This is a genomic window from Thioalkalivibrio sp. HK1 (assembly GCA_000583135.1).
GTDB lineage: Bacteria > Pseudomonadota > Gammaproteobacteria > HK1 > HK1 > HK1.
In genome coordinates this window covers 39636-52931 of sequence record JFBG01000056.1, presented here as the reverse complement: position 1 = coordinate 52931, position 13296 = coordinate 39636, and the positions used below count along the sequence as shown (strand labels likewise).

The window sequence follows — 13296 nt, the reverse complement described above, 5'->3', positions numbered from 1 at the left end:
CCGGAGTTGATACCGGCATGGGGAACGCATACGGTGGGGGTTTCGGATATCGTCCGCCTCACCGGTGATTCATGGTTCGGCAAGGGTCGCTTGGGTTGCCTGCTGCGCAGCAAGGAGCGCATCGGAGCCCAAGTTTGGACCCGCTCCGGCGACGGGGTGCTGGTCAACAACAGCGCCGTGCTCGAAAGCGCTCTCGAGGCTCGCACCGGCAAGCAAAGAGCGGATATCGAGTCGATTCCCGCGACCGACGGGGGCGAAAAAACGAACCTGCGTATCCGATGTCTGGCTCCCAAGGGCGAGCATTGCACCCGCACCGCCTTTTCCTGCTACACCGACGACGGAACGCTGCACGAAGGGGCGGTGGGCCGCATCGATCGCCTGACGGTCAGGCATATCCAAACGGACGAACTGTCATCGCTCATCGACCATCGCTGGCAAAACATGGGGCTATCGTGCGAACTGCGTTCGGACAACCACTTCACGGTGCAAGCGATGACCCGTACCGGAGGCGGCGGGGCTTTGGTCAACAACAGCGCAAGATGAACCTTTTAACCTTTGAATGGCATCCTCGCTCGGAGAATCGGACGCGGTGAGCGATGGTATGGAGATTCTTCCATTGACGTAAAAAAGTAATCGGTTATCGTTCTTATCGGTTGCATTTGCTTATCCTTTATTTGTATCCATGACATCGATATAGATGAAAAATCCATGTCGTGAGCATTAACAACCAAGTCGCCGGAATCGACTTGGCACTTGTTCAGTGATATCAAATCACTACCAGCGCCGGGCAGTTTTGATGGTATTTTTCTGTTCCCGTATTCGGAATGTGGAATACCGTCAGGCGTTACCGGTGAGAAAGAAACCGCTCTTCGAAGTCGTTGCGCATTGACATGATCGATTCGCCGTTGGATTTGGGGATGACGGGATTATCCCCCGATGGATACCGGCACCGATCGAGATGCGAGCCCAAGCGGAGAAAGCCTCCAACCTTAGATCTTCCCGGCCCTCTCGGATGGCCGGCGGTATCCGTTTAAAACCCGGTACGAACGATTATAGCTAATGAGTTGTATTCAGCCCTAGGGATTATCATTGGTTTTTTCTTTGGGCTCATAGCAACTTTCATGGATGCAAGCATAACCGGAACGTTGTTTGGTATATTATCCGTTCAGCTCATCAAGGCATACTCCAAAGAACTTAGAAGAATGGAAAGGGTGATGGTTACATATTCATTTATAGATGAATCATCTCTATTCAAGTCAAAAAATGAATTATCCAAAATTGAATTATCCAAATTGAAAGATTTGATATATTTGTGGGTTATTTATACTGCTGCCATTCTGGGGATGAGTTATTTGTTTGATGAAATATTGACTATGGAAATAAAGTTCATCTAACGCTCACCCAACGACAACTTGATCGTCGAGACCATCCAAGCGGCATTGGGCGAGCGTTAGAATGGCGTCAATAGGATCTTTGACGAATGCCTATTGACGCCCTATCGAAATCAGCGATAAATCCGCCGGCGGGTCGCAGCATCGCCACCATCGATGAAGGCCCGCCCGCCGGGCCGGTGCCCTTATCGGTCTTCGCTCCGGCGGCATCCGGTGCTCGTTTTTCCGCTATCGACTTGCTTGTTCGCGATATCGACCAAGCCCCTCGCCGATGGCTACGGCATCCACTTGATATCCTCGATACGATCGACTCCGAGCGCGGCGCGCGGGGCACGTGGGCTCCCGGTCGATCATCTCCCTCCGGTGGCGCTGTTGTTGACCAATGCCCCACCGCCGCCGGTGCGGGTCATCACTTGTACGGTGAAGATCCGATCCGAGCGGATTTCGCATGAAAGACCCAAGCCCGACCATCGGTGGCCGATCAAGCGGGATAACTCATCTCGTTGCAAGTGGCGCACCCTTAGGCGTCCGATCGCGCCCAAATCGCCATCGTATCGCCTTCCTGCATCGTCGTAGCAGGCGAGAGAGACGGCGCAATGGGAGGCGGTGATGGCCGAGGTGCAGCGAATCCGTATATTCGATTCCTCCATCTCATCCGGCGAGGGAATCGACTCGATATCGGCTCGGTACATCTCCCCTTCTCTGATGCTGCGTATGAAGGCGCTGTTGTTGACCAGCACCCCATCCCCCGAGCGGGTCCATACCTGAGCGCTGATGGTTTGCTCGCTGTGCAAGGCGCACCCCAAGCGTCCTTTATTCGACCATGACGACCCGCCGAGCGTTCGCTCGATATCCGATACCGTCAGGGTCAGCGCGCCATTGGCCGGAACCGAGAGGATCGAGCCTTCGTAGACCGATCCGTCCGACTGGGCGGCGCATGCCAGATGCACGGCGCAATCCCTATTCTTCTCCTTGCAATACAAACGCATGGTCGCATCGTCTTGCGCAGCGGTCGACGGAAGGGCGAGCGCCTGGGTCTTCACCGGCCAATCGGGGGTGGTCTCGTCGTCATCGATCACGATGACCTCGATCATCGCCCCCGGGGCTCTGATGCCACCGGTGGCGGAAAAAGTGATCGTGACATCCTCATCCGATCGATCTCTGTCTTGCTCGGAGATGATGACCACCGTGCGCGCCTTGGCGTAGTTCGTCTCGGTGAAGGTCAAGACCGACGGCGAGGCCGTGACATCGAGGTGATCGCTTTCCAATGCCACATAGACAGCCCCGGTCGGCCGGGTATCGAGATTGACGGTCAATACCTCCAATTGGCCCTCGGGGATGATGAGCCGGTCGGTTTGGCTCAAGACGATGCGACCCCTGGGCGGGGCGTTCGCTATATCGACGGTCGAAGTGAATGCCGGGGCCCTGATGCCGCTGATGGCTTTCACGGTGAAAGTGCCGCTTCGGTGCAAATCATCCCGGTTTTGCAGCGGGGTAAAGGTCACCCTCTGCGGTCGGTCGTAATTGGCGGGGGTGAAGGTCAGCGATGGCGGCGATATGACCAGATACGAGGCGCCCAAGGAATGATCGAAATCGATGATGGCGCTGTCGTTCGGTTCGGTATCGAGGCTCACCTCGAAGGTTTGCGAATCACCCTCGACGAAGGCGAGCGTACGAGGGATATCCAAGATGAAATTGCCCCTCGGTCGCACCCTCACGCCGAGCGATACGGTTTCGGTCTCGTTGTCGTAATCCGAACTCCCGTTCGGATCGTCGGCAGCGGCCGATAGCGTGATGTCGACCGAGTGATCGGCCTGATTGGTATCATCCAAGGCCGAGAAAACCACCACCCTTCGGTAGGTATTCCAAGCATTTTGTTGGCCGTCTCGCTTAAATGTCAGCGGCATATTTTGAATGCCCGGCGTACTCAGGTCGGTATCGATGCCGATGCCGCTACTCGAAGGCACGGTGATGGTTACCTTGATATCGGCAGTCGGCCTCGTCGCCGGCCGCACCTCGAAATAGCCTCTGCCACCTTCGAGTATGGCCAGCGCCCTTGCGGATAATAAAAGCGCCGCCGTCTCGTCATCCTCCACGCTGATATCTTTTTCCACCGCGGTCGCGGTGATGCCGCCGATGGCACTCAGGGTGATTGTGGCGGTTTCGTCATCGGCTCCGTCGTCGTCCGCTACGCTTACGGTCACTTCTTGGGCCGTATCCCAGTTGGTGGTCGTGAAGGTGAGCGATGTCGGCGAGACGCTCACATCGGTGTTATCGGAAGCCAAGGCAATGATGACATCGGCATTCGGCGCCACACTGAGATCGACGTTGAATCTCCCCGAGGTCCCCTCTTCGATGGTCAGCGTACCGGTGTTATCCAATACGATCATGCCCGATGGCGGCGATTGGGCAACGGCGCCATGAGGAATGACTACAATCGCAAGCAGCGAGCAAATCAGGGGGAAGATGCAAAGTCTCGAAGGGAACGTCATCGGCGAAATCTCCTTGTCATCGGCGCGTTTTCTTTTTATCGACGATCAGTGCGGGCGATCGAATACTTAAGTAAGCTTTGCCATTTTACAACGAGACTCGATAGGGGATAGGGGATAGGGGATAGGGGATACGGGCTATAACAGGATCGGGAGATGGCAACCCGACCGCCTCGCGCCGAAAATGAACGATGGAATGAATCGGCGAAAAGGGATCCAAGCGATTGCTTGGGCATCGACCCTCTCGGCGATTATCCAAGACTTGAGTTCATCAAAGACCTTGGGAGCCCCGCCTTGGAGCGAAAAATCATCGTAAAAGAGCGGCACCGATTCCTCGGGACATCACCGCCGATCGAGATACTCTGCTATTTCCTGATGAAATTGCCTCTATGGGCAGCCCTCATTCATTTCAATACCGCATCCATCCAAACCTTTTCCTCGTGCTCGGCTTGGATCACGCCGAGTTCTCCTTGTCTTTTCGCCCGTTCCGCAAGGGCGATCGCCGCTTCGAAATCGCTTTTTTCGGCGAGTTTCTTCGCATCGCTCAGCATCTTCTTGGTATCTCTCCACTCATGGCCGACGGCAGCGGCCGCTTTGCGTGCCGCCTGACCGGCATCGTAGGCGACTTCGAAGGCCGCTTGATCGCTTGCAAGAGCGGGAACGCCGTGCCCCATCGCAAAGACAAGAAGGCCGGGAGCGACGGCTCGCCGTAAACGATTCGAGATGCGTTGCATTGTTCTTGTCTCCCCTCTCATTCATTTCCACGAGATGACGTTTTCGATCGCGCAACGAAGCCCGCTCACTGCCGACCGCCGGGGCCGTTGAGCCGGATGCCATTGCTCATATAGGTGTGAAAATATTCCAAGTTGCGATACTGGCGACTTTGGGGCTTGAAAGAGGCGGCTCGAACCTGACGATTGCAGCCCCCATAGCGGCGATGCAAGGTCCCGACCGCGCTCCATTTCTTCCGGTAGACGGGAAAGTGGCTCACTTGCCCCAAGGCGGGGCTAAGCAGATCCGAGCGCAATTTCAACCCCGATGTATGAACATGGCACGAGGCGCAGGAGAAATTGAGCTGTCCCCGCCGGGTATAGTAAAAACGCTTGCCATCCTCGTAGGCGGCCAAGGCCCGGGGATCGTCCTTGGGCACCTTGACATCGATCACATGCCCGCGGGAAAGATAGGCGAGATAGGCGGAGATTTCGGCCAGCGGCCCCCGATTGTATTTGAGCGGCTTCTCGCCGTTTTCTTCGAGACACAGGTTGATGGCCCACTCCATCGTGACCACCTCGCCCCGCTTGGGATCCCAATGGGGGTAGTTTTGTCGCACCCCGGTCTCGTAATCGGGAAAACAATCCGCAAACCCCTTGCCGTTGGCGAATTTTTTGTGAAAGAGGGCTTCCCCGGCGTCTATGTCCAGCTCGTATTGGGGAAACTCCTCCATCTGTTCCCACTCCTGCCGACGCTCCTTGTCGATGGAATAGATACCGTTGGCGAAATCCTCGAAGGGGGTGTTCGGAAAGCGTTCTTTGTAGAAATTCTGGAAGGCCTCTCGATCCTCTTCCGGAGAGCCTGCGAGGCTGACGCTCGGGCCGAAGGCAAGATACGAGGACAGCAATGCTGCCAAGAGGATGCGCACGGTTCTCATGATATCTCCACCTCGTTTGATTTCTCGGCTTTCGAAGACCGATCGGTCTTGCTGCCTGATCGAGCATTTTTCCGCATGATCGGCGAGGATATTCGCTTTTGCGTCAAGCGAAAGACTCCCTTATGCACGCCTCGGCTTCGATTCCTTGGGGCTCTTCGTCGGGCATCTTTCGCAAAGCACCCGGACTTCGCGCTCGAAAGCGATGAGCGAAAACGCCGCCCGATCCGGCTCGCCCGAGCATCGATGCGCTTTGAATATCGATGCTCGACTTCGACCGAGGTCCGGCCTTTTCGAAGAGGGCAAAAATACCTGCCGATCCTCGAAAAGGTCCGCTTCGTTATTTGACCACCGCTTCCGCGCTGGCATTCTCGCCCGTGTTATCCACCCAGGACAAGGTGATGGTATCGCCCTTCTTCGCTCCCTTGATGCTGGTGGAAACATAAGGATTTTTCGATACCGCAGGCCCGAGGTAAGCGGTCATCACCTTCTCGCCGTTGAGCGATATCGTGACATCGCTGATGAAATGCGCCGGAATGGTCTCGCCGGTTTTGGCATCCTTGCGCAATCCGGTTTCCATGGGATGCTTCATCAGCGACTGAATCGTGGTGACCCCGCTCTTCTCGCGAGCGCGGATTTTGATCGTGCTCATGTCAACTCTCCTTCGTGATTTGCGATGGCGAAAAGGCTTTTATTTTCAGCCCCCGCAACCGCCGATCGTGACCTTGACCTCCCGGCTGGCGTGATAGATCGTGTCACCGGCCTTGATCACCGCATGGATCGGGGAGGTTTTACCCATCTTGATACGGGTCGAAACGAGCCCGGCGGAGTTCGGTGTCAGATCGAAGGAGGCGGCCAAGGGCGCCGGGTTGTTCTCCGCGATGATGCTGACGGATTCGGCGTTCTCGATATCGAAGTTGACCGTGATCGGAACCACCGCCCCGTTTTCGGCGATCTCCGGAGCCTTGATCTTGATGCGATCCGTTTCGGTGAGATCGGCGCTCCCGAAGAGTTTTTCCAAGGCATCGCCGGTGGACTCCGACTCGAAGGCGGATTCGGGACGGGACCCGAACGCTCGCAAGGGCAGGAGCAGCAGGCCGACCGCCGCCCCGGCGTATTTGACGAAGAATCTTCTGTTCATGATTGCTCACCTCGCTTTGCCGACGATGCTCGCCCGCCTTGTTCGACGGGATTGATCGTCATCCTCGAACGACCCTCGAAGTCTTTTGATATCGAGGATCGATATCAAAAGACCGATATCAAAGAGAGTGGACGAACTCCACGACTTTGTCGATCTCCTCTTCCGTAAGAATCTCATGCGCTCCGAAAGGCGGCATGAGCGATAGAGGATTGAGTTTCCTCGCATCGTGAATCTGGATGCGCAGTTTGGCCTTGTCCGGCCATCTTGCCTTCATCGCGATCAAAGGCGGTCCGGGGTTGCCCGCCGAAGAGACGCCGGGGATGATATGACACGACATGCAGTTGCCCTTTCGCCGATCGAGAGCGATCGCCCGACCCTCCTCGATGACGGAGGCGGCGAGAGCGGGGGGCGAAAAAAGAAGCACCGCGCCGCTGACCGACGAAAGCGCGCCGGCGATCGCAAGAGCGAGAAGTGAGTGTCTGATCATCTCGGTATCCCTTTGGAAATCGATCGTGTCTTTGCGAATCCTTCGAAGTCGTTTTCGTACGAAACTCGTCTCGGCGGGGGGATATCGGCGGGGAGATCGATGGCCGATCCCTCGAAGCGCCGCCGCTTCGCTCGTGCACCTTGACGCTGATGCCTCGACTTCTGCGCATCAATGATAGCCGCAAAAGGGGCGGCAATGTACAGATCGGAAAAAGCCCGGCGGGGGCGAATCGAAGGCGATCAAGCGGCGATGTCGAGGTTTTGGCACCGTCTTAGACATCGTCTCGATCCATCCCCCATCGAAGATGAGACGATACGACTCTCCTTTATCCGATCAGTTTATCCGATCAGATTTCCTCTTCCGAAAGCGTGCGCCCGGCCTTGCGAATCGAACGATCGAGGTAGAAGGCGAACAATTCAAGGGTGTTGATTCCTCGCATGCGAGGGGCCAGTTCGGAGCCATCGGGGGCGAGGAAGAGCAAGGTCGGGGTGAAAAGGGCATCGAATCGTCGAGCGAAATCGTCGCGATCATCGAAGACGGTGCCATCGAATCCGATCAGTTCCTGTGGAGCGTCGAGCATCAGCTCGCCCAACAACGCCTTGTCCTCGTACTCGCCGCTCATCGCGATCGGATCGAGCACTTGCTCTTTTAGCGTCATGCAATACGAGCAATCGGAACGGGAGACGAGCAGGACGATCGGCAAACGCCGATCGATCGCCTTGCTTGCGAAATCCGCCAAATCATCGATCAGGGGAATTGCGTCCATCGCCGGATTCCTCCTCGGACCCTCGAGTAAGGGACCAGCCCCGAGCGCTACGAGCCTCGCTCTTCGATAGATTTGATCGTATCCGCCAATCGACCGGCTCGCTCGCGCAAGGTCTCGATGGCTTTTCGCGCGCGATCGTGCAATGACTCGTCTTTTTCGAATTGGGCAAAGGGCTGAACCACGTCGATCGATTCATCCATCCCCAGCGAGTCTCGATAGACGATGCCGGTTTGTCCGGTCAACTTGGCCGCCAGATCTCTTTGCTCGAAATGCAATCGCTGCAACGTTCGCGCTCGCTGCGCCCCGAAGTGGACGATCGCGGTGAAGGGCACTTCCCGATGATCCGGCGATTGCAGGGCATCTTCCCAGATCGCGACGGCCTCGTCGATGCGTCGCGCGGCATCGCCGAGTAGCTCTGCGCATGCGGTGCGCTCTTTCGCGCTCCACGACGCCGAGGCCTCGACGGTTTTCATCTGGCACTCGCTCATGACGGTTCTCCCGATACCCCTCCCGATGCCGGGGCGGCAGCGACGGCGACGGCATCCGATGCTTGCGATGAGACCTCGGCGCCTGCCCGCCAAGCCTCGAAGCCATCCCCCTTGCCCTCTTCCCCGGCGGCATAACCTGCTTTATAGGCTTCGGTCAGCCTTTGTTCCTCGCGCATCGGATTGCCCATGAATCCACCGACCCATCCTTGTATATATTCCGATTCGACCCCGGCATTCTCCATCCGTTTGACGGTGTCGTGATAAAAACGAGGATCCATGATGGTTGACCTCCCTTGCGGTCGATCGACTGTGATCGATCGACGATCGCGCATTCGAAGCCTTCGATATTCCCTTAGGGGGATTGAAGGCATGCTTAGCCGATATCGAAGACGGTTTCGATGATTAAGATGCCAATGCCGGGCAAAGACAATATGCCTATCGGGATAGACAAGGGATTCGCCCCGATGTCGATATGGGTTGCAAGACAGCAGATTGCAAGGGATGGCATCTTGCCCGCCTCGTCGATATCGGCGGCGATGACGGGCGAGCCCCCCGATCGCCTGCCATCGAAACCGAAAGGGGTGATAATCCAAAGCCTTATCCATCCGAATCGATCGAAGATCGAGCGCGCCGGGGCGCCGGATGAGCCGAACGGTGTATTCCTATGACCGTTTTTATGACCGTCTTTGTCATCGACTTCATCAGGAGATGAACCATGAGAATCTTTGCGAAAAAACCGATCGGAATCATCGCCGCTTTGTTGCTGACGGTCGCAACCGGGACGGCATCGGGGGAGCCGGCCATCATCTACAACGTGGGAACCAAATTCGATAAATCCTTCAACGAGATGGCCTATACCGGGGCGAAGCGCTGGAGCGAAAAGACGGGTATGAAATTCCACGAGGTCGAACTGCAAGCGGAAGCGCAGCGCGAACAGGCCATGCGACGATTCGCCGAACGCGGACTCAATCCCGTGGTCATGGTGGGCTTTTCCTTCGCCACCATGCTCGCAGAAATCGCCCCTGAATATCCCGATACGAAATTCGTCCTCATCGACAGCGAAGTCAAAGCCCCGAATGTGCGCTCGGTTCTGTTCAACGAACAAGAGGGGTCGTACTTGGTCGGGCTGATGGCGGCGATGGCCACCGAAAGCGGAGTGATCGGAGCCATCGGGGGCATGGATATCCCGCTGATCCGAAAAATGACCTGCGGGTATTTCCAAGGGGCGAAGGCGGTGCGAGGCGATATCAAGACCTTGGAAAACATGACCGGGGTGACCCTTGCGGCGTGGAACGATCCGATCAAGGGCGCCGAACTTGCGAAAGCGCAGGTCGCGCAACGAGCCGATGTGATCTACGGGGTCGCCGGCGGCACCAATATCGGCATCATGCAGGCTGCGGCCGACGAGGGAATTCTCTCGATCGGGGTGGACAGCAACCAGAACCATCTGCATCCCGGAGCGGTTCTGACATCGATGCTCAAGCGGATGGACAATGTGGTGGAGCAGGCATTCGATGCCGGCGATGACATCACCACCGGGGAGACGATCGTCATGACCTTGAAGAACGAGGGCCTGGATATCGCCATCGACGAGCATAACGAGGGTTTGATCACGAAAGGGATGCTGGCCGCCGTCGAGGAGGCCAAAGCGGGTATCGTCGAGGGGGCGATCGAGGTGCACGACTACACCGTCGATGGCACTTGCCCTCATGTCACGCGCTAAAGATCCTTATCCGCCGAACCAAGCGCTTGGAAGCGATACGATACGATGCCTCCTTCGCACCCGCAGACGGGATTTTCGCGCCTCGTTGCCCTTTCCCGAATGAGACTCGGGTAAGGATCGAAGCGCGAAGAGGCATGATCGATGGACGCTCCTTCGGACACTCCTTCGAAGCGGGGTTTCGGCACGGTCACGCTTTCCCCTTCGGGGCATCGATTCGATGCAAAGCCCGGACAAAGCATCTTGGAGGCCGCATTGCGCGCCGGCCGTTCGCCCGCTTTCGGCTGCGCCAACGGAAGCTGCGGCGAGTGTCGGGCGAAGGTACTAAGCGGAAAGACCGAGCGGATCCGCTTTCACGATTACGCCTTTTCCGATGCCGAGAAGATCGAGGGTTGGATCCTGCCTTGCTCGGTCGCTCCCGTCGGCGAGGTGGTGATCGAATCCACCGAGGCCTTGGGGGTGGACGATATCGCGCATCAACGGGTGCGCGCCCGGATCATTCGTATCGAAAGGACGAAAGAGGATCCCCTCGTGCTTTCGGTGCATATCAAGCTTCGACGGGCGCGGGTGCTTCGCTATCTTTCCGGTCAGCGGGTACGGTTGCATATCGAGGGCGGCCCCACCTTCGAGACTTGGCTTGCCAGCTGCCCCTGCGAGTCGGTGGATATGAGGGTACATCTTCGCTTGGGCGACCACTTGGCTCATGCCTTTTTTTTCGAAGACCATGCGCAAGGAGCGAGGTTGGAGATCGAAGGCCCGACGGGTCGTTTCGTTCTGGACGACCCCGGCGGGCGAACGCTGATTTTCATCGCCTTCGATACCGCTTTTGCGCCGATCGAGAGCCTGATCGAACATGTGATCAACCGCGAATTCGATGTGCCGATTCGATTGGCGAGGGTGCAAAAGGGAGTGCCCTATCGCCACGATCATTGTCGGGCATGGGCCGATGCCCTCGATGATTTTCGCTACTATCCGATCGCTGCGAACGAAGGAGAGCCTTCCGATTCGATCGCTTCGAGGGTCTGCGAATCCGCTCTTTGCGAGATCTCGCCCGGTCAAGGCTCGCTCGAATCGAGGGCCGATGCCTACTTGGCCGGTCCGAGCGATTTCGTCGCCGCTTGCCGAGAGGAACTGATCCGGCGGGGGCTGTGTCGGCACCGTATCAAGACGGACTGCCTTTGACAGGCGAACCGAGCCCGATGATTGATCCCAAGGTCTTGGCGCAAATCGGAGATCGAGCATGTCGGTAGACAAACCCCAAACCCGATGGCAACTCTTGAAGTGCACGACTTGCGAAAAAGAATTCCGTTTTCACCGGAAAAAGAAATACTGCTCGGTGCAATGTCGTCCCTCGTCTTTCGTCCACCGAGATCTCGTTTTTTCGCGATGCATTCGATGCCGGATCGAATTCGAGTCTCCCTCGCATCATCGTAAATATTGCCGGGAGTGTCGTGACGCAAGGGATCGAGAGATGCAAGCGGCGGCGCAACGAAAGAAAAGGGCGCGCCGCCGAGCGAGGCTTGCCCCGATTCATTGCAAAGGGTGCGGTATATGGTTCTCTCCGATTCACAAATCGATCGTTTATTGCCTACCGAGATGTAAAAAATCCTCCGAGCGGCGATCGCGCAATCCGGCCAAGTCGTCGATGGTGGTTTGCGCTCGATGCGATACCCCTTTCGGAAGCGACCATCCCGCCCGAAAATATTGCACCGAACGATGTGCCTACGATGCGCGATCGGCGTATCAGCGTGAATACAACCGAACCCATCCGCCAAGGAGAAATTTTTCGGATGATCGCCGGGCCTGCCGATGGTGCGAGAACGAAATACCGATAAAAAGAGGCCAATCGCCCTATTGCACCGACGAATGCAAGAAAAACGGCTATCGGGAGAATCGACGAAAAAGCGGACTGCGAAAAAACGCGCGCCGTCAAGGACAAAGCGTCGCTCCCCTCATGAAGGACTGCGATTGCTGCGAGAGAGCGTTCATCGTTCAAGGGGCGCAAACGAGATGCCCGGACTGCCGATCGATTTTATCGGGAGTCTCTTCGGGCTGGCGTCGAGCCCGGCAGTACAAGTTATGGCTACGAGATGAAGGCCGCTGCTATCTATGCCAGGAATCGGTATCGTTCAGCGCGATGGAGATAGGTCACATCCATCCTCGATCCAAGGGCGGATCGAATTCGAAGGAGAACTTGAAAACCGCCTGCCATCGATGCAATCAGTTCAAGCGCGCAAACGAGCCGACCAAGGCCGTGATCGAAAAAATCAAGGCCGCCATCGAGGTGGACTCCAAAGCCGATGCCGCCCTGCAAAGGCTATTGGCGCACAAGGGATCGACACCGAAAAAGCATCGATGACCATCGATGAATATCGATTTTGAAAAAACCGCCGAACAAGCCTTTGGCTTTGCACGCAAACCCTTCCGATACGACATCGCTTGCGAAAACGATCGATCCGAAAACGATAGGAACGATCGCTATCTCCCTCTTTATTTGCCCCATAAGACCGACGCTTGCCCTTGACTTGTTATCGGCCGAGGATGCCTCGTCGGTTTTTCAGTCGGCGGTCGCCAACAGATTCTCGACGCTGGCGGTGATCTTGCGGCAAAACTCGGGGGCCGAGATATCCATCACCTGATCCATCACCCAGCGGTTGGTCTGGCTGATCCCCATCGCCGACATCACCTCGTTGCCGAAAAAGCGCAGCATCGGAAAATCCGGCTCACCCCCTTCGAATCCGAAGCGGGCGTACTTATCGATGCGCTCGTTGATCATCGCAACGAAGGGGGCGCGATAATCCCCGGGGCCTGCGATATCGACCAAGTTATCGTGCATCCGATCCGCCAATCGCCGACCCAAGCTCGTCAACAGTTCGGTGCGCGCCTCGTCGTCGACTCGATGGTGGGCGAGGCGATCGATCAGTTGCAAACCGAAGGCGCAATATTCGCCGATGACACGAATTCGCTCTCGATCGGAATCGTAGTCATAACCCTCCCGATGCAGATCAATGGCGTGCTCGACCGCAAGCCGCCAGATAATGAACGCCAGCGCCCCGGCATTGGCACCGAAGTCCTTGCAAGCGGCATCGTTGCGCTTCGATCGATGCCATCGATTTTTGATGCGGATCGCCATCGGCGTTCGAATCTCGGCGCTTATCGATGCAGGGGC

The 13296-nt window shown here is 56.8% G+C and carries 14 protein-coding genes; 4 read left to right on the top strand and 10 right to left on the bottom strand.

Translation table 11 applies throughout. From position 1 onward, the window contains the following. The coding region (locus tag BF99_RS23465; RefSeq protein ID WP_197019167.1) for a hypothetical protein at positions 1-543 on the top strand (543 nt) is incomplete at its 5' end. Positions 544-1741: 1198 nt separating this feature from the next. Here BF99_RS23465 and BF99_RS0114295 read toward each other — a convergent pair. The 9 genes from BF99_RS0114295 to BF99_RS22585 form a co-directional block, all read right to left on the bottom strand. Next, positions 1742-3883 (bottom strand): hypothetical protein, encoded by a 2142-nt coding sequence (locus tag BF99_RS0114295; RefSeq protein WP_156013332.1) that lies wholly within the window; start codon positions 3881-3883, stop codon positions 1742-1744. A 401-nt stretch (positions 3884-4284) separates the two neighbouring features. Beyond that, positions 4285-4614 (bottom strand): SoxXA-binding protein, encoded by a 330-nt coding sequence (locus BF99_RS22130; RefSeq protein WP_156013331.1) that lies wholly within the window; start codon positions 4612-4614, stop codon positions 4285-4287. 65 nt (positions 4615-4679) lie between these two features. Continuing rightward, positions 4680-5528 carry a sulfur oxidation c-type cytochrome SoxA gene (gene soxA / locus BF99_RS0114275; RefSeq protein ID WP_025771464.1) on the bottom strand — a complete coding sequence of 283 codons (849 nt, stop codon included), beginning with the start codon at positions 5526-5528 and terminating at the stop codon, positions 4680-4682. 337 nt (positions 5529-5865) lie between these two features. Continuing rightward, positions 5866-6177 carry a thiosulfate oxidation carrier complex protein SoxZ gene (gene soxZ / locus BF99_RS0114265; RefSeq protein ID WP_025771462.1) on the bottom strand — a complete coding sequence of 104 codons (312 nt, stop codon included), beginning with the start codon at positions 6175-6177 and terminating at the stop codon, positions 5866-5868. Between the two features lie 45 nt (positions 6178-6222). Further along, a complete protein-coding gene (gene soxY / locus BF99_RS0114260; protein ID WP_025771461.1) occupies positions 6223-6666 on the bottom strand; it encodes a thiosulfate oxidation carrier protein SoxY in 444 nt (147 codons plus the stop codon). A 118-nt stretch (positions 6667-6784) separates the two neighbouring features. Continuing rightward, positions 6785-7153 carry a sulfur oxidation c-type cytochrome SoxX gene (soxX, locus tag BF99_RS0114250; RefSeq protein WP_025771460.1) on the bottom strand — a complete coding sequence of 123 codons (369 nt, stop codon included), beginning with the start codon at positions 7151-7153 and terminating at the stop codon, positions 6785-6787. A gap of 346 nt (positions 7154-7499) precedes the next feature. Then, entirely contained in the window at positions 7500-7919 is a 420-nt protein-coding gene (locus tag BF99_RS0114235; RefSeq protein ID WP_025771459.1) for a thioredoxin family protein, read from the bottom strand. Between the two features lie 47 nt (positions 7920-7966). Next, positions 7967-8407, bottom strand: a complete 441-nt coding sequence (locus BF99_RS0114230) for a hypothetical protein (protein ID WP_025771458.1) — start codon at positions 8405-8407, stop codon at positions 7967-7969. Further along, positions 8404-8685: an Alvin_2107 family globule sulfur oxidation protein gene (locus BF99_RS22585; RefSeq protein WP_025771457.1), complete on the bottom strand. Its 282-nt coding sequence runs from the start codon at positions 8683-8685 to the stop codon at positions 8404-8406. Before BF99_RS22585 ends, BF99_RS0114230 begins: the two co-directional genes overlap by 4 nt. A gap of 437 nt (positions 8686-9122) precedes the next feature. Here BF99_RS22585 and BF99_RS0114215 point away from each other — a divergent pair, with 437 nt between their 5' ends. The 3 genes from BF99_RS0114215 (at position 9123) to BF99_RS23460 (ending at position 12486) form a co-directional block, all read left to right on the top strand. Next, entirely contained in the window at positions 9123-10130 is a 1008-nt protein-coding gene (locus BF99_RS0114215; RefSeq protein ID WP_025771455.1) for a BMP family lipoprotein, read from the top strand. 141 nt (positions 10131-10271) lie between these two features. Next, positions 10272-11309 carry a 2Fe-2S iron-sulfur cluster-binding protein gene (locus BF99_RS21055; protein WP_025771454.1) on the top strand — a complete coding sequence of 346 codons (1038 nt, stop codon included), beginning with the start codon at positions 10272-10274 and terminating at the stop codon, positions 11307-11309. Positions 11310-12081: 772 nt separating this feature from the next. Next, positions 12082-12486: an HNH endonuclease gene (locus BF99_RS23460; protein WP_197019166.1), complete on the top strand. Its 405-nt coding sequence runs from the start codon at positions 12082-12084 to the stop codon at positions 12484-12486. A 198-nt stretch (positions 12487-12684) separates the two neighbouring features. Here BF99_RS23460 and BF99_RS0114190 read toward each other — a convergent pair whose 3' ends face one another. Beyond that, positions 12685-13260 carry a hypothetical protein gene (locus BF99_RS0114190; RefSeq protein ID WP_025771451.1) on the bottom strand — a complete coding sequence of 192 codons (576 nt, stop codon included), beginning with the start codon at positions 13258-13260 and terminating at the stop codon, positions 12685-12687. Positions 13261-13296 lie beyond the last annotated feature (36 nt).

Bases quoted from the DNA above. Each gene is read 5' to 3' on its own strand.
- BF99_RS0114295 (WP_156013332.1), bottom strand. From the start codon at position 3,883: ATGACGTTCCCTTCGAGACTTTGCATCTTCCCCCTGATTTGCTCGCTG.
- BF99_RS22130 (WP_156013331.1), bottom strand. From the start codon at position 4,614: ATGCAACGCATCTCGAATCGTTTACGGCGAGCCGTCGCTCCCGGCCTT.
- soxA (WP_025771464.1), bottom strand. From the start codon at position 5,528: ATGAGAACCGTGCGCATCCTCTTGGCAGCATTGCTGTCCTCGTATCTT.
- soxZ (WP_025771462.1), bottom strand. From the start codon at position 6,177: ATGAGCACGATCAAAATCCGCGCTCGCGAGAAGAGCGGGGTCACCACG.
- soxY (WP_025771461.1), bottom strand. From the start codon at position 6,666: ATGAACAGAAGATTCTTCGTCAAATACGCCGGGGCGGCGGTCGGCCTG.
- soxX (WP_025771460.1), bottom strand. From the start codon at position 7,153: ATGATCAGACACTCACTTCTCGCTCTTGCGATCGCCGGCGCGCTTTCG.
- BF99_RS0114235 (WP_025771459.1), bottom strand. From the start codon at position 7,919: ATGGACGCAATTCCCCTGATCGATGATTTGGCGGATTTCGCAAGCAAG.
- BF99_RS0114230 (WP_025771458.1), bottom strand. From the start codon at position 8,407: ATGAGCGAGTGCCAGATGAAAACCGTCGAGGCCTCGGCGTCGTGGAGC.
- BF99_RS22585 (WP_025771457.1), bottom strand. From the start codon at position 8,685: ATGGATCCTCGTTTTTATCACGACACCGTCAAACGGATGGAGAATGCC.
- BF99_RS0114215 (WP_025771455.1), top strand. From the start codon at position 9,123: ATGAGAATCTTTGCGAAAAAACCGATCGGAATCATCGCCGCTTTGTTG.
- BF99_RS21055 (WP_025771454.1), top strand. From the start codon at position 10,272: ATGGACGCTCCTTCGGACACTCCTTCGAAGCGGGGTTTCGGCACGGTC.
- BF99_RS23460 (WP_197019166.1), top strand. From the start codon at position 12,082: ATGAAGGACTGCGATTGCTGCGAGAGAGCGTTCATCGTTCAAGGGGCG.
- BF99_RS0114190 (WP_025771451.1), bottom strand. From the start codon at position 13,260: ATGGCGATCCGCATCAAAAATCGATGGCATCGATCGAAGCGCAACGAT.